Origin of the sequence: Streptomyces yatensis (assembly GCF_018069625.1) — a bacterium.
Lineage (GTDB): Bacteria > Actinomycetota > Actinomycetes > Streptomycetales > Streptomycetaceae > Streptomyces > Streptomyces yatensis.
The window spans coordinates 2,839,666-2,859,277 of record NZ_CP072941.1 but is presented as its reverse complement, the minus strand read 5'-3'; the positions used below and the strand labels follow the sequence as shown (position 1 = coordinate 2,859,277).

General features: G+C 72.1%; 17 protein-coding genes. 10 read left to right on the top strand and 7 right to left on the bottom strand.

Annotation, left to right across the window (positions count from 1 at the left end):
* Positions 1–4: 4 nt before the first annotated feature.
* Together J8403_RS11460 and J8403_RS11455 are read left to right on the top strand one after the other, a co-directional pair.
* Positions 5–649 (top strand): amino acid ABC transporter permease, encoded by a 645-nt coding sequence (locus tag J8403_RS11460; RefSeq protein WP_211123102.1) that lies wholly within the window; start codon positions 5–7, stop codon positions 647–649.
* Positions 646–1,515 (top strand): amino acid ABC transporter permease, encoded by an 870-nt coding sequence (locus J8403_RS11455; RefSeq protein WP_211123101.1) that lies wholly within the window; start codon positions 646–648, stop codon positions 1,513–1,515. Before J8403_RS11460 ends, J8403_RS11455 begins: the two co-directional genes overlap by 4 nt.
* Before the next feature lie 38 nt (positions 1,516–1,553).
* On the opposite strand, the gene J8403_RS11450 is transcribed toward J8403_RS11455, so the two are convergent.
* The 3 genes from J8403_RS11450 to J8403_RS11440 all read right to left on the bottom strand — a co-directional run bounded on the left by J8403_RS11450 (position 1,554) and on the right by J8403_RS11440 (position 4,770).
* Positions 1,554–3,215 carry an alpha/beta fold hydrolase gene (locus J8403_RS11450; RefSeq protein ID WP_425519777.1) on the bottom strand — a complete coding sequence of 554 codons (1,662 nt, stop codon included), beginning with the start codon at positions 3,213–3,215 and terminating at the stop codon, positions 1,554–1,556.
* Positions 3,216–3,811: 596 nt separating this feature from the next.
* Entirely contained in the window at positions 3,812–4,129 is a 318-nt protein-coding gene (locus J8403_RS11445) for a DUF6204 family protein (protein ID WP_211123100.1), read from the bottom strand.
* Positions 4,117–4,770: a TetR family transcriptional regulator gene (locus tag J8403_RS11440; protein ID WP_211123099.1), complete on the bottom strand. Its 654-nt coding sequence runs from the start codon at positions 4,768–4,770 to the stop codon at positions 4,117–4,119. The genes J8403_RS11445 and J8403_RS11440 overlap by 13 nt, the downstream gene beginning before the upstream one ends.
* Positions 4,771–4,861: 91 nt before the next feature.
* Between J8403_RS11440 and J8403_RS11435 the strand changes: the two genes are divergently transcribed.
* Positions 4,862–5,641 (top strand): ABC transporter ATP-binding protein, encoded by a 780-nt coding sequence (locus tag J8403_RS11435; protein ID WP_211123098.1) that lies wholly within the window; start codon positions 4,862–4,864, stop codon positions 5,639–5,641.
* 120 nt (positions 5,642–5,761) lie between these two features.
* Positions 5,762–6,514: an ABC transporter permease gene (locus J8403_RS11430; protein WP_211123097.1), complete on the top strand. Its 753-nt coding sequence runs from the start codon at positions 5,762–5,764 to the stop codon at positions 6,512–6,514.
* A 20-nt stretch (positions 6,515–6,534) separates the two neighbouring features.
* On the opposite strand, the gene J8403_RS11425 is transcribed toward J8403_RS11430, so the two are convergent.
* Positions 6,535–7,290, bottom strand: a complete 756-nt coding sequence (locus J8403_RS11425; protein ID WP_211123096.1) for a hypothetical protein — start codon at positions 7,288–7,290, stop codon at positions 6,535–6,537.
* A 276-nt stretch (positions 7,291–7,566) separates the two neighbouring features.
* On the opposite strand from J8403_RS11425, the gene ggt reads away from it, so the two are divergent.
* Entirely contained in the window at positions 7,567–9,348 is a 1,782-nt protein-coding gene (gene ggt / locus J8403_RS11420) for a gamma-glutamyltransferase (protein WP_211128193.1), read from the top strand.
* A gap of 120 nt (positions 9,349–9,468) precedes the next feature.
* Here ggt and J8403_RS11415 read toward each other — a convergent pair whose 3' ends face one another.
* The 3 genes from J8403_RS11415 to J8403_RS11405 all read right to left on the bottom strand — a co-directional run bounded on the left by J8403_RS11415 (position 9,469) and on the right by J8403_RS11405 (position 12,140).
* Positions 9,469–10,026, bottom strand: coding sequence for an isochorismatase family protein (locus J8403_RS11415; RefSeq protein ID WP_211123095.1), 558 nt, complete (start codon positions 10,024–10,026; stop codon positions 9,469–9,471).
* Positions 10,027–10,128: 102 nt separating this feature from the next.
* Complete coding sequence (locus J8403_RS11410; RefSeq protein ID WP_211123094.1) at positions 10,129–11,610, bottom strand: MFS transporter; 1,482 nt, start codon at positions 11,608–11,610, stop codon at positions 10,129–10,131.
* Positions 11,607–12,140, bottom strand: a complete 534-nt coding sequence (locus tag J8403_RS11405; protein ID WP_211123093.1) for a MarR family winged helix-turn-helix transcriptional regulator — start codon at positions 12,138–12,140, stop codon at positions 11,607–11,609. The genes J8403_RS11410 and J8403_RS11405 overlap by 4 nt, the downstream gene beginning before the upstream one ends.
* A gap of 182 nt (positions 12,141–12,322) precedes the next feature.
* Here J8403_RS11405 and J8403_RS11400 point away from each other — a divergent pair, with 182 nt between their 5' ends.
* The 5 genes from J8403_RS11400 to J8403_RS11380 all read left to right on the top strand — a co-directional run bounded on the left by J8403_RS11400 (position 12,323) and on the right by J8403_RS11380 (position 19,489).
* Positions 12,323–14,158, top strand: coding sequence for a hypothetical protein (locus tag J8403_RS11400; RefSeq protein WP_211123092.1), 1,836 nt, complete (start codon positions 12,323–12,325; stop codon positions 14,156–14,158).
* A gap of 738 nt (positions 14,159–14,896) precedes the next feature.
* A complete protein-coding gene (locus J8403_RS11395) occupies positions 14,897–15,739 on the top strand; it encodes a nitrilase-related carbon-nitrogen hydrolase (protein ID WP_211123091.1) in 843 nt (280 codons plus the stop codon).
* Positions 15,736–17,073, top strand: a complete 1,338-nt coding sequence (locus tag J8403_RS11390; RefSeq protein ID WP_211123090.1) for an aspartate aminotransferase family protein — start codon at positions 15,736–15,738, stop codon at positions 17,071–17,073. Before J8403_RS11395 ends, J8403_RS11390 begins: the two co-directional genes overlap by 4 nt.
* Positions 17,070–18,473 carry a dihydropyrimidinase gene (hydA, locus tag J8403_RS11385; RefSeq protein ID WP_211128192.1) on the top strand — a complete coding sequence of 468 codons (1,404 nt, stop codon included), beginning with the start codon at positions 17,070–17,072 and terminating at the stop codon, positions 18,471–18,473. The genes J8403_RS11390 and hydA overlap by 4 nt, the downstream gene beginning before the upstream one ends.
* Positions 18,474–18,487: 14 nt before the next feature.
* Positions 18,488–19,489, top strand: coding sequence for a TIGR03842 family LLM class F420-dependent oxidoreductase (locus J8403_RS11380; protein WP_211123089.1), 1,002 nt, complete (start codon positions 18,488–18,490; stop codon positions 19,487–19,489).
* The last annotated feature ends 123 nt before the right edge of the window (positions 19,490–19,612 follow it).

The following is a 19,612-nucleotide window of genomic DNA, read 5'->3' as shown; positions in this document are numbered from 1 at the left end:
TCCCATGGACGTGCTCACCCAGAACTTCTCGCTCTACGGCAAGGGCTTCCTCGGCACCGTGGAGCTGACCGTCTACGCCTCGCTGCTCGCCCTCGCGCTCGGCATCCTGATGGCCGCCTTCCGGGTGGCGCCGGTCGCCTCGCTGCGCGCCTTCGGTACCGCCTGGGTGACGGTGCTCCGCAACACCCCGCTGACGCTGCTGTTCTTCGCGGTGATGCTGGGGCTGCCGCGCTTCGGTCTGGTGCTGCCGTTCACCGTTTTCGCGGTGATCGCGCTCGGCTGCTACACCTCGGCGTTCATCTGCGAGGCGGTGCGCGCGGGCATCAACACGGTGCCGGTGGGGCAGGGCGAGGCGGCCCGCAGCCTGGGCATGACGTTCGACCAGACGCTGAGCGCGGTGGTGCTGCCGCAGGCGTTCCGCTCGGTCATCCCGCCGATCGGATCGACCCTGATCGCGCTCGCCAAGAACTCGGCCATCGCCGGGTCGTTCAGCGTCACCGAACTCCTCGGCACCTACAAACCCCTCAATGAGCGCGGCTACAGCATCATCTGGTCCTTCGTCTGGATCGCCGCCGGGTATCTGATCATCACGCTCGCCATCAGCGCGATCTTCTCCCTGCTGGAGCGGCACTGGGGAGTGCAGCGATGACCGCCCCCTCGACCACGGCCCTCTACGACGTCCCCGGTCCCCACACCCGGCGCCGGCACCGGATCTACGCGCTGGCCGGGACGGCCGTGCTGCTGGCCCTGCTCGGCTGGATCATCTACCTCCTCATCCACACCGGCCAGTTCAGCTACCGCAAGTGGATGCCGTTCGAGTACAAGGGCATCCAGGAGCTGCTGCTGAACGGGCTCGCGGGCACCCTCAAGGCGTTCGGCATCGCGGCGGTCCTCTCGCTCGCCCTCGGCGGAGTGCTCGCCGCCGGGCGGCTCTCCGAGCATCGCCCGGTGCGCTGGGTGGCCACGCTGCTGGTGGAGTTCTTCCGGGCGATGCCCGTCCTGGTGATGATCTTCTTCGTCTTCGTGGCGCTGAAGGTCCAGCCGCTGCCCGCCCTGGTCACCGGGCTGACGCTGTACAACGGCTCGGTGCTGGCCGAGGTGTTCCGGGCGGGGGTGAACTCGGTGGACCGCGGCCAGCGCGAGGCGGCGTACTCGCTCGGCCTGCGGAAGACCCAGGTCATGGCGTCCGTGCTGGTGCCGCAGGGGGTACGGGCGATGCTGCCGGCCATCATCAGCCAGCTGGTGGTGGCCCTTAAGGACACCTCGCTCGGCTTCCTCATCACCTATGAGGAGTTCCTGCACGCCGGAAAGCTGATCGCGTCCAATCTCGACTACGATCTGCCGTTCATCCCGGTGGTCATGGTGATCTCCCCCATCTACATCGGGATGTGCATGCTGCTGTCGTGGTTCGCCAACTGGGTGGCCAAGCGAGAGCGGCGCAGCGTGAAGACCCGCCAGGTGGAGGTCGCCGCCGCCGAACCGGCCGCCCCGATGCCGGGGGACACCCGCGGCTGAGCCGGGGCGGCCGGACGGCTTGCGTCGCTCGAGTCGCCTCAGTCGCGGACCGGGACCGTGAGGTAGGACGGGTCGGCGGCCGGGGACGAGAAGGTGAGATGGGCGCCGTCGGGGTTGTGCTCGATATAGAGCGGGTCGACGGTGTCGACGACCAGCGCCAGCCGATGGCCCGCCGGGACGTCGTACGCCGTGGAGAACAGCTCCAGGTCCACTCCGAACGGCGTGCCGGGCGTGCGGTCATGGAAGGTGACCGGGGCGTTGGTGATGAGCTTGCCGACGCCCAGCGGACCCACGTCGTAGAGATACGCGACCGCCGTACCGTCGGAGCGGTCGCTGGTCACGGTGGTGTGGAGCTTCACGGTGCCGCGGACGCGCTGCTCGCGCGCGGAGGTTCCGGTCTGCCAGACGGCCGCTCGGGACCGGGGCAGCAGCGGGATCGAGGCCAGCGGCGGGACCTTCAGGAACTGGTCGAGCGCGCCGCCCAGCAGCACCGTTCCGGCGTTGGCGCCGGAGTCGTGATTGGCGGTGATCTTCTCGGTGGTGGCGAGCGGGACGCGGCGCCGCTCGGAGGGGACGGCCGACCAGCTGGGGTAGCCCTCGTAGTCGTCGCCGTGCGCGGTACGGGACATCAGCTGCACCGGCGCCTGTGTGTCGATGCCGTTGCGCTCGCCCTTGAGGTAGCGGTCGAGCCATTGCCGGGCGTGGCTCCAGGTGGCGTTGGGCAGTCCGAGCAGCCCGGTGAGCTCGGCGGTGGCGTGGTCGCCGGGCCGCAGCTCCAGCCGCTTGGGGCCGGTCAGCTTCTCGAAGAAGTCGGCGTAACTGTTGGGCGGGAAGATCGAGTCGCCCCAGGAGTTGCCCAGCATGATGGCCGCGCCATTGGCGTTGATCCGGTCGAGCTGGGCGGCGGGGGACCGCTTCTTGCCCCAGGCGATCAGCTCCGGTTCCTTGGCGAGGTTGGAGGAGAAGAAGTCGTCCAGGATCTGCCGGAGTTCATCGCTGGGCCGGCCGGTCAGCTCCCCGGCTCCGGCGAGCAGCCCGGCGGCCTGGGCGTGCTGGGTGCGGCCGCTGTAGATCGAGCCGACCAGATCCGCCCAGCCGCTCATGGCCACCACGGCCTTGATCCGCGGATCGGCACCGGCCGCGAGCAGGCTGATCCCGGCGCCGTAGGAGAGCCCGGCCATGCCGATGTGGTCGGGATCGGCGGGGGTGTTGGCCAGCGCCCAGTCGATGACCTTGGACGCGTCGGCGATATCGGGCGGCCCGGCCGTCTCGATCCGCCCGCCGGACTGCCAGAAGCCGCGGGAGTTGTAGGTGAGCACCACGTAGCCGGCTTCGGCGAGCTTCTTGGCCTGGGCGAGGTATTCGACCTGGGGGAGGGACCAGCTGGTGGGCAGGACGACGAGGGGCAGACGGCGGGAGGCGTCGGCGTCCGCGGGGGCCACGACGTTGGCGGCCAGCTTGGTGCCGCCGTCGCCGGGGATGTCGACGAACCGTATGGAGACGCCTGAGGAGGAGACGCCCGAGGAGGAGACTTCCGAGGAGGAGACGCCCGAGGCGGAGGCGGCGGAGGACGTGGCGGCGGCCGGGGCCGGTGCCGCGGCCTGGACGGAGGGGGCGAGGCCGAAGGCCGTGCCGGCCAGGACGGTCACCGAGACGGCGGCGGCCATCGTGGGGCGCAGGGCTTTGCGGGCAGGGGTCACTGTGGCTCCTGGTGGGGGTGCCGTGGGGGCAGGGGAGCACCGGTGCTGGTGACCTGACGGTAACTCGGGGGTTTACCGGCGGTAATAGCGCGGTAAGTTACGCCTGGGTAACGATAGAGGCCGTGGTCGGCTGCCGGGGCCGGCCCGGCCCGGGGCGCTATCCGGGGGCCGGATCCGCAAGGGTCCGGCCCCGCTCCGGTGGAATTCCGCCCGAGCGCAAGCCCCCTGCCGGTCGCCGGGCTTTGGCCTTGCGACGAGCCCCGGCGCCGGGCGGGGCGTCGGCCCCGGGTTGGGCCCGCCCCGAGTTGGGCCCGGCCCCCGTGCTCAGGGGGTGTCCGACGGGTCGCGGCGCCTGCGGCGGGCTGTTCCCCTCCCGCCCCTTCCCTCGATTGGGGCTCCGCCCCAGACCCCGGGCCTGCCGCCCCGGATGGGCGCGGGCGTCCGCCCGGTCATCCACTGCGCCGGTGTTCCGACCGCGATCAAGCTGCCGCGCGGTCCGCCGGACGCCCCATGGCGCCGCTCGCGCGGGATCGCGTCCACCGCCCACGACTCGGCCCCAGGCCCCAGGGTGATCCGGAACCGGACCCGGCACTGCGCTACGTGCCGCCCGCCCCGCGGCGGTTGCGGCGGATCTTGATGTTCCGCATGTCCGTCACCCCGACCCGGAGGATCCGATGGGGGTAACCATGGGCGGTCAGTGCCGCGATGGCACGCTCGGTCGCCTCGTGCTCGCCGTCGTCCGGCTCCTGTGCCGGCACCTGGCAGCGGAAGGTGAACGCTGAAAGGCTCTGGTCGCAGGTGAAGGTGCCCGCCTCGGTGAAGCCCACCTGGAAGGAGCCGACCGCGCCGCGCAGCGCCTCACGATCGTCCTCGCCCAGCTCCTCGAAGGCCCCGCGGATGGTCACTCGGAACACGGTCGCTCCTCCCGTACGGCGTAGCCGAGCATCGGCGCGCCGAGCATCTCCTCGATGGCGTCGAGGAGTTCGGTCACGGCCTCGGCGATGGCGTCGGGGCGCTCGCCTGCCGTCACACGCCGGCCGATCTCGCCGAAGATGAGTGAGTGATAGCCGCTGATCTGGGCGGCCACCACACGCGGCAGCGGATCCTCCGGCGCCGTGCCGGTCTCCTCGGCGAGCACGGCGGCCAGTTCGTCGTTCATCCGGTGGCCGAGCTCCTCCAGCCGGGCGACCAGCGTGGGAGCGGCCCGCATCATCGCGAAGAACGGGCCGAAGCCCTCGGTCAGCCCCAGCGAGCGATCGCGGCGCGCCACCTCCTCGCGCAGCCGGTCCAGCACCGCCTGCGCGGCGGACCGGCCGGGCGGGCGCTCGCGCACGATGTCGGCGATCCGCCGCGGGGACGCCTGGTCGGGCGGCAGGACCAGATCCTCCTTGGCCGGGAAGTAGTTGTAGACGGTGTTGACGGACACCTCCGCGGCCGCGGCGACCTCCGCGACCGTGACCCGGTCGAAGCCCCGCTCCAGGAACAGGCCGGTGGCCACGTCCGCGATCCGCCGGCGCGTACGGCGCTTGTGCCGTTCCCGCAGTCCTTCGCTCATGCCCGTCAGTGTAGCCCGTTGCAAACTTGCGCTCGCCTCTCAACTTTAAGTCGATTGCAAGTTTGGTGCGCGTTGTGCTGTGATCGATGGCATGTCCTCATCCGTCATCCGCGTTCGCGGCCTCACCCGGACCTTCTCGCTGGGCAGCGGCCCCGTGCACGCCGTCCGCGGTATCGATCTGACCGTCGGCCGCGGCGAGATCCTCGGCTTCCTGGGCCCCAACGGGGCCGGTAAGACCACGACCCTGCGCATGCTCACCACCCTGCTGCCGCCCAGCGGAGGCGAGGCCGAGATCGCCGGGCGCGATCTGCTCCGCGATCCGGCGGGTGTGCGGCGGCGGATCGGCTCTGTGGCCCAGTCGGGCGGCCTGGACCCCGCCTGCTCCGTACGCGAGGAACTGGTCACCCAGGGCCGCTTGCATCTGATGTCCCGGGGCGAGGCGGCCGGGCGCGCCGATGAACTCGCCGGTGAGCTGGGTCTGTCGGGGCTCATGGACCGCCCGACCGCGGCCCTCTCCGGCGGTCAGCGCCGCCGCGTGGAGATCGCGCTGGGCCTGGTCAACCGGCCCGAGGTGCTCTTCCTCGACGAGCCCACCACCGGTCTCGACCCCGGCAGCCGGGCCGAGCTGTGGGACCTGGTGCGGCGCGTCCGCGCCGAGCACGGCACCACGGTCTTCCTCACCACCCACTACCTGGACGAGGCCGATGCGCTCGCCGACCGGATCGTGGTCGTGGACGCCGGGCGGATCGTCGCCGAGGGCACCTCCGCCGAGCTCAAGAGCCGCTACGCGGGCGATCCGGCCGCCAGCCTCCAGGACGCCTTCCTCGCCATCACCGGCCGGTCCACGGCCGATGAACCGCTCGCCATCTGAGCCATCGAGCTAGCTGAGCCCTCTGATCCCTCCGAGCCTCCCTCCGAGCCCCCTGATCCCTCTGAGCCCCTGAGCCCTCCGAGCAATCCGACGCCGTACCCGACCACCCAAGGCCCTCTCATGACTCTTCTCGCCCATACCGGCATCGTCTTCGGCCGCTGTCTGCGCTCGACGCTTCGCTCGAAGACCAATCTCTTCTTCGGGATGCTGCAGCCACTGCTCCTGCTCGCCCTCTTCGGCCCGCTGCTGACCGGACTCGACATGGGCGTCAGCGGATCGTCCTGGCAGACGCTGGTCCCCGGTGTGCTCGTCCAGCTCGCCCTGCTCGGCGGGTCGTACGTCGGACTCGGACTGCTGATGGACCGCAACTTCGGCGTTCTGGACCGGATGCGGGTCACCCCGGTCAGCCCGCTGGCGCTGCTGCTCGGCCGCACCCTGCGCGATGTCGTCCAGCTGGTGGCCCAGTCGGTGCTGCTGGTGCTGCTCGGCCTGGCCTTCGGGCTGCGCGCCCCGCTCCCCGGTGTGCTGCTCGGCCTGCTGTTCGTGGCCGTGCTCGCGGCGGCCCTGTCCGCGCTCTCCTACGGGCTGGCCATGAACGTCCGCACAGCCCCGGAGTTCGCCGCCATCGCCAACACGGCGGCCATGCCGCTGATGCTGCTCTCCGGCCTGCTGCTGCCGATGACCCTGGCGCCCGGATGGCTGCAGGGCGCCTCGCGCGCGGTGCCGTTCCGCTACACGGTCGACGCGGTGCGCCAGGTCTTCCTGGGGCACTACGCCAACACCACGGTCGCCGTCGGGGCGGCCGTCACCCTGGCCCTGGCGGCGCTGTGCCTGATGGGCGGGGCGCGCCTGTTCGGCCGGGTCCGCGGCTGAGCCGGTGGCTCCGGGCCGGCTCAGTCGTCCTTCGCGGCCGCCTTCGCGGCGGCGCGGGGGCCCGCCGAGGTGGTCGCCGGCTTGGTCACATCCGCGACCAGTTCCACCAGATCCGGGCCGTACGCCTGGGAGTTGACCACCTTCAGCAGCAGGCAGAAGGAGCCCTGGGCGCCGTACTTACGGGCCAGCTTGGCGCGGTTGCGGACGAGGTGGCGGACGGCGGCGCGATGGGTGACCGGACGCTGACCTGCCGCCAGGAAGACCGGCCGGCTCTCGTCGCCCGCCGTCAGCCGGGCCAGCAGCACATACTCGACCGTGCCCGGCTCCGGGCGGTAGTGCGTACCGGCGATGGTGAACATCCCCCGGTCCGTGCCGGAGTCGTCCCCCGGGTGCGCGGTGACGCCCGGCAGTAGATTGGTCATATGGGCGGCGAGCCTGCGGTGCGCGGTCGGATCGCCGACGCAGAACTCGGTGCGCGCGCCGAAGCCCTGCAGCCCCGTGTCATGCGGGGCGACCTCGGTATGCGCTCCGCAGTTCTCCACGATCGACGCGAGACCGAGCAGCGCGAGCGCGTCATGGCGGGGGATGCTCCAGTGGGCCGAGGTGCTGTCCCGATGGGTGACCAGCACGCACTCCGAACCGTCCGGCAGACCGAAGAAGCGCTGCTCGCGGGCGCGCTTGCGGCGCCCGAACGCCGAGTGCACGGCCCAGCCGGCGGCCAGGCCCACGATCAGGGCCGCCGCGGAGGCGATCAGGTCCTGCAGGGTGTCTGTCATGGCCGCGCATCGTAGCGGCCGATCGGGTACGCGTTCGAGCGTACGGGTGAACGAACGCGGGAACGGACACATGTACGGATGGCGGGACGGATCGGCGATCTACCCCTGTCGTGGGCATGAGGCTCGCGGGTAGGCTCCGCTCCCTGTCGTTTCGCTTGGAGGTCACGGATGGGGCACGCCGTACGACCAGCCGCATCGTCAACCACGTCCACCACGCGCGCCTCCGCCGCGGCGGCCGTCCGGCGCCGACTGCCCGCGCTGGCGGCCGCGGCCGGAATGGTCGCCGTGCTGGGCGTCGTCCCGGCCGGTGCCGCCGGGCAGGAACAGGACGGCACCGCGAAACCGGCTCCCGCCAAGACGCCCGTGGCCGTCGGCTACGGCGGCGCGGTCTCCAGCGTGGACGCCGACGCCTCGGCGGCCGGGATCGACGTGCTGCGGCACGGGGGCAACGCGGTGGACGCGGCGGTGGCGACCGCCGCCGCGCTCGGGGTCACCGAGCCGTACTCGGCCGGTGTCGGCGGCGGTGGTTACTTCGTCTACTACGACGCCAAGCGGCACAAGGTCTCCACGCTCGACGGCCGCGAGACCGCGCCCCGCAGCGCGGACCAGAAGCTCTTCCTCGGCAAGGACGGCAAACCGCTGCCGTTCGCCGACGCCGTCACCAGCGGGCTGAGCGTCGGCACCCCCGGCACCCCCGCCACCTGGAACGACGCCCTGAAGGACTGGGGCACCCGCTCGCTGGGGCAGGTGCTCAGGCCTGCCGAGCGGCTGGCCCGCGACGGATTCACCGTCGACAGCACCTTCCGGCAGCAGACCGCCGACAACCAGGCCCGCTTCAAGGACTTCCCGGCCACCGCCAAGCTCTTCCTGCCCGGCGGCGAGCTCCCGAAGGTCGGCTCGACCTTCCGCAACCCCGACCTCGCCCGTACGTACGCGCTGCTGGCCAAGAAGGGCGTCGGCGCCGTCTACAAGGGCGAGCTGGGCCGCGACATCGTCGACACCGTGCGCAAGCCGCCCGTCGACCCGAAGGCGCAGCGCGTCGTGCGCGCGGGCGATCTGACGGCCGAGGATCTGCGGGCCTATGGAACGAAGCGGCAGGCCCCGACCCGGACCGCCTACCGCGGTCTGGACGTGTACGGCATGGCGCCCTCGTCCTCCGGCGGGACCAGCGTCGCCGAGGCGCTCAACATCCTGGAGAAGACCGACCTCTCCAAGCTCAGCGACCTCGAGTATCTGCACCGCTATATCGAGGCCAGCCGGATCGCCTTCGCCGACCGGGGACGCTGGGTGGGCGACCCCGCCGCCGAGGACGTCCCCACCAAGGGGCTCACCTCACAGCGGTTCGCCGACTCCCGGGCCTGCCTGATCAAGGACGACGCGGTGCTCAAGAGCCCCGTGCCGCCCGGCGACCCGAACAACCCGTCCGCGCCCGGCTCCTGCGACACCCGCGGCCACGCCGCCCCGACCACGTACGAGGGCGAGAACACCACGCACCTCACGGTCGCCGACAAGTGGGGCAATGTCGTGGCCTACACCCTCACCATCGAGCAGACCGGCGGCAGCGGGATGACCGTCCCCGGCCGCGGCTTCCTGCTCAACAACGAGCTGACCGACTTCTCCTTCGCGCCCGCCGACCCCGCCGTCCACGACCCGAACCTGCCGGGCCCGGGGAAGCGGCCGCGCTCGTCCATGTCGCCGACGATCGTGCTGGACGGCCACAAGCCGGTGCTGGCGCTGGGCTCCCCGGGCGGGGCGACCATCATCACCACCGTGCTGCAGACCCTGCTGAACCACCTCGACCGGGGCATGCCGCTGGTCGACGCGATCGCCGCACCGCGCGCCAGCCAGCGCAACGCGGCCCAGACGGAGCTGGAACCGGGGCTGTGGAACGGCCCGGAGCGCGCCAAGCTGGAGGCGCTCGGCCACTCCTTCAAGCAGAACCCCGAGATCGGGGCGGCCACCGGTGTGCAGCGGCTGTCCGGCGGACGGTGGCTGGCGGCGGCCGAGACGGAACGGCGGGGCGGCGGCTCGGCGATGGTGGTCAGCCCGAAGCGCTGATCCGGCGCGGTGGCGCGGTGGCGCGGTGGGTCGGCGGGCTCTGGTGCGATGCCAGAGCCCGCCGCCCAGGCTCTGGCTCCGCGGCTTCTCGGCGCAGCAGCTTCTCGGCGCAGCAGCTTCTCAGCCGAGCAGGCCGATGATCGCGTCGGTGGAGTCGGTCTCCCCGAGCCGGGGGAAGATCTTCTCGACGCTGTTGCGGTGCGCCTCGGCGTCCATGTCGGTCATGGCGTCCGTCGCCAGGGTCACGTGGTACCCGTGCGCGTAGGCGCCCCGGGCCGTGGACTCCACACCGATGCTGGTGGCGATGCCGCCGAGCACCACCTGGGTCACCCCGCGGCGGCGCAGCTGGAGGTCGAGGTCGGTGCCGTGGAAGGCGCCCCAGGTGTGCTTGGTGACCACGATGTCGCCGTCCTCGCGGCCGAGTTCCGGCACGAGGTCGGCGAAGTCGGCCGGGAACTGCCCGCCCCCGCCACCCCCCTGCGCCTCGGTGCGGCCCGGCGCCCCGGCCACGACCCGGACGAGGACGACCGGCAGTCCGCGCTTGCGGAACGCGGCGGCCAGCCGGGCCCCGCGCTCGATGACCTCGGCGGTGGGGTGGACGGTGGGCAGTCCGGCGATGCCCTTCTGGAGGTCGACGAGGACCAGGGCGGTGTTCAGGTCGAGCGTGGTGGCGGACATGGTGCCTCCTGGGGGTGGGCCGGTGGGCCGGTGGGCCGGTGGGCCTTGTGGGTCTGGTCGTATGGGGAAAGTGGGTCTGGTCGTATGGGGAAAGGGGGGTGGTCAGGTGCGGGTACGGCCGCGGGCGCGCAGGGCCCGGTCGGTGGCGGTCAGCAGCAGCACCGCGAGGCTGAGCGCACCCGCCACCATGGCGATGCCGTGCAGCCCGGCGGCGGTCGCCCGCTGTCCGTAGAAGAGCCCGATCAGCCCGGCGGCGGTGATCGCGCCGAGGTACTGCGAGGTGCGCTGCAGCCCGGCCGCCGCGCCGACGCTCTCGCGCGGGGCCTGGGTGTAGACGGCCGCCTGGTTACCCGTCGAGGACAGGCCCTGCGGCAGCCCGAAGAGGACCGCGGCCAGCAGCAGCGCGAGCAGCGGGGTGGACTCGTCGGCCAGCAGCAGCACCCCGCTCCCCGCGGCGAGCAGGACGGCCGCGAGGACGAGCGGTGCGTAGATGCCCTTCGTACGGGCGCCGAGCAGTGAGCACACGGCGGCCGCGCCCGACATGGGCAGCATGATCAGACCGGCGCGGGAGGCGGAGTAGCCGTGTCCCTCCTCCAGCCACTGCGCGTAGCCGTACATGACCATGTAGATGACCAGGTACGCGGTGCCGTGGCGGAGGTAGGTGAGGGCGAGGGAGCGGTTGCGGCCGATCATCCGCAGATCGATGAAGGGGCGGGGCCGGCGCAGCTGCCACCAGGTCAGGGCCGCCGCGAGGACCAGGACGACGGGCAGCAGCGCCCAATGGGGCCGCTCCAGGTCCATCAGGAAGATCATGAGGGTGGTGAGGGTGCCGGTGAACAGCGCGATCCCCAGCGGATCGAAGGCCGCGCCCGCCGTCCGTGCCCCGGCGTCCGTGCTCTCTGTGCCGTCCGCGCTCGCCATCCGGGTCCTGGGGAGCCAGAGCAGCGCGAGGGCGATGCCGAGGAGGGCGAGTGGCACATTGACCGCGAAGATCGCCCGCCATCCGGCCGTCGCGGTGAGCACCCCGCCCAGCACCGGTCCGACCGCCGCGCTGCCGAGCGCGGCGAGCGAGAGCCGGCCGAGCACCGGGCGCGGTGTCTCGCGCCCGGTGGCGACGGATTGGGCCCGCAGCAGCGCCATCGCCGCGGGGTACGCCGCGGACGTACCGATGCCGAGCAGCACCCGCGAGGCGATCAGCCAGCCGAACGCGGGCGCCAGCGCGCCCACCAGCCCCGCGGCGCATACCACGAGCAGCCCCCAGAGGAAGATCCGGCGCGGTCCGAGCAGATCGGCGAGCCGCCCCATCGCGGGCTGCCCCACGGCGCTGGCGAGGTAGAGGGAGGCGACCAGCCAGGCGGTCTGGGCGGCGCCGACACCGAAGTCATGGCCGATGGCCACCAGCCCGGTGGCGATCATCGTGGAGTTGACGGGGTTGAGGACCGAGCCGATGAGCAGCGGGGCCATCAGCCGGGGGCCGAAGGGGTCGGCGGTGTCGCCGGGGCCGGCTGGTGCGCCCGGGACGGGGCTCGCGTCCGCCGTCCCGGCCCCCGGCGGTATGGCGGGCTTGCCCGCGGTGTCGGTCATTCCTGGACCAGCCGCTTGAGCAGTTCGGTGGCCTCGGCGAGGGTGCTGCGCTCATCGGCGTCCAGGCGGGTGTCGATCGCGTCGAGCAGCCAGCTCTGCTTGGCCTGCCGTACGGATGTGATCGCCTCATGCCCCCGCTCGGTGATCGAGAAGACCACCTGCCGTCCGTCGGTGGGATGCGGGGCCCGCTCCACCAGCGTCTGTTCCTCCAGCGCGGCCAGGATCATGCGCATCGACTGCGGCCGCACCAGCTCGGCGCGGGCCAGCGCGGCGGTGGTGGTCGGCCCCTCGGTGTAGAGCCGGCTGATGACCGCGCGCTGGGAGGGGGTGAGCGCCCCCTGCGAGGAGGCCGCCCGCATACGGCGCATCAGCTGGCTGACGACCGCGGCGAGGTCGACGGCGATGCGCTCCTCGGCCCGCGGGCCGGGATCCGGGCGGGACCCGGTTTCTGGCCGAGGCCCGGTTTCTGGCCGGGGCCCGGTTTCTGGCCCGAGGGCGGGCTCGGTGGGCGGGTGATCAGACGTGGCCATGCCCTCACCCTAGGAGTTGGACAGATAAACTTGCAAGTTTGCCTGTTGTGTGCGGAGCAGGAAAAGCGCTTGTAGCGCAGCCGTACCCGATTCCGTAACACGCAGGGTGTCGAATGCGTGGCCTTGGGTCGTGCATCGTCCGAGGGGGTCGAGGGGGCCCGAGGGGGAGGGGAGGGGAGGCCATGGCGAGCGGGCAACTCCCGGCCGAGGTCGAGGAGTTCGCGAGATATCTGCGGGCGCTGACGAGGTGGCTGGACGCGGGGACGGGCTGGTACGGCGTCTTCGCCCTGCGCGACCCCGAGGGACTGCGGGCCTGTCTGGACGGCCTCGAGGTGCCGCCGTGGGATGTCGTCCAGTCCCTGCTGCAGGATCTCTCCACCCAGCGCGGCGCCGATGCCGCCCAGGAGGCGGCAGCCCGCGCCGCGACCCTCTACCGTGCCTCGGTCGCGGCCCACGACGCGGGACCCGGCAGCCGCGATGCGCTCCAGGCCCGCCTGGACGGCATGCTCCGCGAACAGCGGAACGCCGCCCATCGCGAGCGCGACCTCCAGGCGGCGATATCCGCCGCCGAGGGCGCGGCCGATCGCGAACGCCTCGGCGCGGAGCTGGCCTGGGCCCACGACGACTGGCGTCGCGCGACGGCCCGCACCGAAGAACTCCATGCCCGCCTCGCCGCCCTGACACCCAGCCCCTCCCGGCCACCGACCCCGGAGCCAGGGACCCCTGCCGCCGCCGTGCCCCCGACGGCGGGGCCCACGCCAACCGCGCCCGCCCCGGCGCCCCGGCCGTCGGCCCAGACGGGGCCCACACCGACCGCGTCCGGCCTGGCGCCCCGGCCGTTGCCCCCGCCGCCGGGTGCCAGGCCGCCGGGCACCTCCGTGGGTGCTTTCGCGTCCGCTGCGGGGCCGGACAGGGACGCGTCTGTCGAGCCCGCCGCGCAGGGCTCGGGGCCCGCGTCGACAGCGTTCGCGCCTGCCCCTGGCCCCGCGCCGCCCGGGCCGCGGTTTGCCGGGGTCGAGGAGAGTGAAGTGACGCCGCGCTCGACGGCTTCGGAGGCCGGGTACCGCACCGCTGCGGAGGCTGCGGTGGCGACCCCGGCGGTAGGGCTCACATCACCGGGCACTCCTGCGGGTGCCTCCGCGCCCGGTGTGGGTTCGCGCGCGGATGAGTCTTTCGGGCCCCCCGCGCCGGGCGGGGAGCTCGCGCCTGCTGTGTCTGCTCCCGCTCCTGCGCCCGTGCGACCTCGGCCGCGCGGGGCCAGGTTTGCCGGGGCCGGAGGCGGGGGTACGGCGGCGCCGACGCCGGTTCCACCTGCCCCGCCTTCGGCGGAGAGCGGAACGGCGGTCCCCGCGACTCCGCGTGGTGCTCGGTTCGCCGGGGCGTACGACGACGGCGACGGCGGCGGCAAGCGCCGTAAGCGGGACAAGGCGGCGGACGATGGGCGGCGGCTCGCCCGCGAGGCGGCGGAGCGCGCCGCCGCGCGACGTGCCGCCCAGGAGGCCGTCGCGCGGCTCGCCCGACTCCGGGCGGCGGGCCGCTCCGGCGAGGCCCATGTCGTGCTCTACGAGGCCGCCGCCTGGCCCGCCCCACGGCTGCCCGTCCTCGCGGAGGAGCTGGAGCGCGCCGGACTCGGGGCCGATGTGTCCACGCTGCTGTGGGAGATGGCGTGTCTGCCGCCCCCACGGCTCGCCGCAGCCACCGAGGCGCTGGTCGCGGCCGACCGTGAGGCCGATGGCGAGCGGCTGTTACGGCAGAGCGTCTCGCGCCCCGCCCCCGAGGTGGCCCACACCGCCCAGGCACTCCTCGCGGCGGGCGCCCCCAGCAGGGCGGCGTTTCTGCTGGAGGCGCTGGTACGGGCCCGTACGCCGGAGGAGGCGGCACGGGCGGCGGCGGAGGACCCCGCCACGTTGGTGCCCCTGCTGCTCGACGCCGCCGCCGGTGTGTCCTCCAGCAGTCACCACGATCTCGCCCATGCGTTGCGCGCTGCGGGGCTGCCGGGCGTACCCGGTCTGGCCTGAGCCTGAGCCTGAGCCTGGGCGTGGGTGTGGGTGTGGGCGTGGACGTGGTCTCGGGTGGTGGCTCGTTCGGGCTGGTCGGCGTGGTTGGGTGCGGCGCCGTTTCGCGCCTTCGGCGCATTTGAGCAGCGGCGGCGGTGGTGGGGGCGCGGCCCCGCTGCCGGGTGCCGGGCCGGTGGGTGTGGGCGCCGGTGGCGGCTCCGCTGGTCGGGGAGGGCGGGGGTCGGTGCCGGGCAGCCGGGCGGGGGTTGGGGGTACCCCTCTTGAAATTGTTTGACAAATTAGTTGCTTCAGATCAAGCGTTTTTTCGGGGGGTACCCGGAGGGGCCGTTAGCCCGGATGGGTCACAGCCTCGGACCACGGGAGCGGCGGCCTGCGGCTGATTCCCCGGAGGTCCCCGCCCCGGCAGTCCGGCATCTGCCTCAGCTCCCGGGCGCAGGTGCCGTCACCGGCGCTCGCTCCCTCCGGCCCGGCGGTCGGCGACGCGGCCCGCGGCCCCCACTTCCGCCGCCGCTGCTCAATTGCGCCGAAGGCGCGAGACGAATCCCGCACCGTCCCACCGGCCCCTGCCCCGAGGGGCCCCACCCACCACCCGCCGCCCACCACCCCGCGACCCGACAAAACAGGAAACGTGATCGTCTTCGTTGAGTAACGGCGGCGGTATTGCCAGAGTGGTCAGTGCGCTCTTACGTTCTTCACAGCCGGATTCTACGTGCGTAGACACAGGTTGAGGAGCTGATCATGGCCAACCTCGTACGTGCCGCTCTCGTCCAGGCCACCTGGACCGGCGATACCGAATCGATGATCGCGAAGCATGAGGAGTACGCCCGGCAGGCGGCCGCGCAGGGCGCCAAGGTGATCGGCTTCCAGGAGGTGTTCAACGCGCCCTACTTCTGCCAGGTGCAGGAGGCGGAGCACTACCGGTGGGCGGAGCCGGTGCCGGATGGGCCGACCGTGCGGCGGATGCGGGAGCTGGCGCGGGAGACCGGCATGGTGATCGTGGTGCCGGTCTTCGAGGTCGAGCAGTCGGGCTTCTACTACAACACCGCGGCCGTGATCGACGCCGACGGCAGCTACCTGGGCAAGTACCGCAAGCACCACATCCCGCAGGTCAAGGGGTTCTGGGAGAAGTACTACTTCAAGCCGGGAAACGTGGGCTGGCCGGTGTTCGACACCGCCGTGGGCAGGGTCGGGGTGTACATCTGCTACGACCGCCACTTCCCCGAGGGCTGGCGCGCGCTGGGCCTGGCGGGGGCGCAGCTGGTCTACAACCCCTCGGCCACCTCCCGCGGGCTGTCGGCCTACCTCTGGCAGCTGGAGCAGCCCGCCGCGGCCGTCGCCAACGAGTACTTCATCGCCGCGATCAACCGCGTCGGCACCGAGGAGTACGGCGACAACGACTTCTACGGCACCAGCTACTTCGTCGATCCGCGCGGCCAGTTCGTCGGCGACGTGGCCAGTGACAAGGAGGAGGAGCTGATCGTCCGCGACCTCGATTTCGGCCTGATCGACGAGGTGCGGCAGCAGTGGGCGTTCTACCGCGACCGGCGCCCAGACGCCTACGAGGGGCTGGTGAAGCCATGAGCAGCAGCACCGATGCCGACCGCGGTCCGCACGCGGCCCTCTACACACGGCACCAGGCCGTGCTCCCCGACTGGCTCGCCGTCTACTACCAGCGCCCCATCGAGATCACCCACGGCGAGGGCCGCCACGTCTGGGACGCCGAGGGCAACCGCTACCTCGACTTCTTCGGCGGCATCCTCACCACCATGACCGCGCACGCCCTCCCCGAGGTCACCAAGGCCATCAGCGAGCAGGCGGGCCGGATCCTGCACACCTCCACGCTCTACCTCGACCGGCCCATGGTCGACCTGGCCGAGCGGGTGGCCACGCTGTCCGGCATCCCGGACGCGCGGGTCTTCTTCACCACCTCCGGCACCGAGGCCAATGACACGGCCCTGCTGCTCGCCACCACCTACCGCCGCTCCAACCAGATCCTGGCGATGCGCAACAGCTACCACGGCCGTTCCTTCTCGGCCGTCGGCATCACCGGCAACCGCGGCTGGTCGCCGACCAGCCTGTCCCCGCTGCAGACGCTGTACGTCCATGGCGGGGTGCGCACCCGGGGGCCGTTCGCCGGGCTGTCCGACGGGGAGTACATCAAGGCGTGCGTGGCCGATCTCGAGGACGTCCTCGGCCAGGCGCACGGCAATGTCGCCGCGCTGATCGCCGAGCCGATCCAGGGCGTCGGCGGCTTCACCTCCCCGCCCGACGGGCTGTTCGCCGCCTTCCGCGAGGTGCTCGACCGGCACGGCATTCTGTGGATCACCGATGAGGTGCAGACCGGCTGGGGCCGCACCGGCGACCACTTCTGGGGCTGGCAGGCACACGACCGCTCCGGGCCGCCCGACATCCTCACCTTCGCCAAGGGCATCGGCAACGGCATGTCGATCGGCGGTGTCGTGGCCCGCGCCGAGGTCATGAACTGCCTGGGCGCCAACTCCATCTCCACCTTCGGCGGCAGCCCCATCACCATGGCCGCCGGTCTGGCCAACCTCACCCACCTGGTCGAACACGATCTGCAGGGCAACGCCCGCCGGGTCGGCGGGCTGCTGATCGAGCGGCTGCGCGCCGCCTGCGCCGGTCTGGACACCGTGCGCGAGGTCCGCGGCCGGGGGCTGATGATCGGCATCGAGCTGGTCGAACCGGGCACCGGCGACCCGTATCCCGAGGGCGCGTCCGCCGTTCTTGAGGCCGCCCGGGAGGGCGGGCTGCTCATCGGCAAGGGCGGCGGACACAACAGCAGCGTGCTGCGGATCGCCCCGCCCCTCAGCCTCACCGTGGCGGAGGCCGAGGAGGGCGCGGAGATCCTCGAGGCCGCTCTGAAGACCACCCGGTCCGGAAGGAGCGTGAGCTGATGTCCCGTACCGTGATCCGCGGCGGGCTGGTCATCACCGCCGCCGAGGAGACCCTGGCCGATGTGCTGGTCGAGGACGGGAAGGTCGCCGCCCTCGCCTCGTCCGGCAGCGCGTACGCCCAGGGCTGGACGGCCGACCGTACGATCGACGCCACCGGCAAGTACGTCATCCCGGGCGGGGTCGACGGCCACACCCATATGGAGATGCCGTTCGGCGGCACCTTCGCCTCCGACACCTTCGAGACCGGCACCCGGGCGGCGGCCTGGGGCGGCACCACCACCATCGTGGACTTCGCCATCCAGACGGTGGGCCACACCCTGCGCGAGGGGCTGGACGCCTGGCACCTCAAGGCGCGCGGCAACTGCGCCATCGACTACGGCTTCCACATGATCCTCTCCGATGTGAACGAGAGCGCGCTCAAGGAGATGGACCTCCTGGTGGGGGAGGGCGTGACCAGCTTCAAGCTGTTCATGGCCTACCCGGGGGTCTTCTACAGCGACGACGGGCAGATCCTGCGGGCCATGCAGCGCGCCTCCGCCAACGCCGGGCTGATCATGATGCACGCCGAGAACGGCATCGCCATCGACGTCCTGGTGGAACAGGCCCTGGCCGAGGGCAGGACCGACCCCCGCTACCACGGTGAGGTCCGTAAGGCGCTGCTGGAGTCGGAGGCCACCCATCGCGCCATCCAGCTCGCCCGGGTGGCCGGCGCCCCGCTGTATGTCGTCCATGTGTCGGCCCAGGAGGCCCTCGCGGAGCTGACACAGGCGCGTGACCTGGGGCTTCCGGTGTTCGGCGAGACCTGTCCGCAGTATCTGTTCCTGTCCACGGACAACCTCGCCGAGCCGGACTTCGAGGGCGCCAAGTACGTCTGCTCCACACCGCTTCGGCCCGTCGAGCACCAGGCCGCGCTCTGGCGGGGGCTGCGGACCAACGACCTCCAGGTGGTCTCCACCGACCACTGCCCGTTCTGCTTCACCGGGCAGAAGGAGCTGGGCCGGGGCGACTTCTCCAAGATCCCCAATGGGATGCCGGGCGTGGAGCACCGGATGGACCTGCTCCACCAGGCCGTGGTGGACGGCCATATCTCCCGCCGCCGCTGGATCGAGATCGCCTGCGCCACCCCGGCCAGGATGTTCGGCCTCTATCCGCGGAAGGGCACCATCGCGCCCGGGACCGACGCCGACATCGTCGTCTACGATCCGGCGGCCCAGCAGACCCTGTCCGCCGAGACCCACCACATGGACGTCGACTATTCGGCGTACGAGGGCAAGCGGATCACCGGGCAGGTCGAGACCGTACTGTCGCGCGGTGTCCCCGTCATCGACCGGCGCGAATACACCGGGCGTGCCGGGCACGGCCAGTTCCTCATCCGCGACACCTGTCAGTACCTCAGCTGAGCCAGGGAGCGAGCATGGACTTCGGACTCGTGCTGCAGACCGATCCACCCGCCTCGGCCGTCGTCGAGCTGATGCGCCGCGCCGAGCGCAACGGCTTCGGCTACGGCTGGACCTTCGACTCCGCCGTGCTGTGGCAGGAGCCGTTCGTCATCTACAGCCAGATCCTGGCCCGCACCGAGCGGCTGATCGTCGGCCCCATGGTCACCAACCCGGGCACCCGCACCTGGGAGGTGACCGCCTCCACCTTCGCCACCCTCAACGAGATGTACGGCAACCGCACGGTCTGCGGTATCGGCCGCGGTGACTCCGCGCTGCGGGTGGCCGGGCGCAAGCCCAACACCCTCGCCCGCCTCGGCGAGGCCATCGACGCCATCCGCGAGCTGGCGGAGGGCAGGGAGGCCGTCGTGGACGGCAGCCGGATGCACATCCCCTGGATCGAGGACAGCAGGCTGCCGGTGTGGATGGCGGCGTACGGCCCCAAGGCGCTCGCGCTGGCCGGGCAGAAGGCCGACGGTTTCATCCTGCAGCTCGCCGACCCGTTCCTGACGGAGTGGATGGTCAAGGCGGTGCGCACCGCCGCCGCCGAGGCCGGGCGGGATCCGGACGCGGTCACCATCTGTGTCGCCGCCCCGGCGTATGTCGGCGACGACCTGGCCCACGCCCGTGAGCAGTGCCGCTGGTTCGGCGGCATGGTCGGCAACCATGTGGCCGACCTGGTGTCCCGCTACGGCGAGCACTCCGGCGCCGTCCCCGAGTCCCTGACCGCGTACATCAAGGAGCGGCAGGGGTACGACTACGCGCACCACGGCCGCAGCGGCAATCCGGACACGGCCTTCGTCCCCGATGAGATCGTCGACCGGTTCTGTCTGCTCGGCCCGGCCGAGGCGCATGTCGAGAAGCTGGAGCGGCTGCGCGCCCTGGGAGTCGACCAGTTCGCCGTCTATGCGATGCATGACGCGAAGGAGCGCACGCTCGACGCGTACGGCGAGCGGGTCATCCCCGCGCTGACCGGCTGACCGGCTGAACCTCAGCCGAGCGCCCGTACGTCCGAACACCACATCCGCCGGCCGGCCCACCACCGGCCGGCACCCGGGCCCCGTACGGCCCTCGTTCGTTCCGCACTCCCCGACACCTTCCGT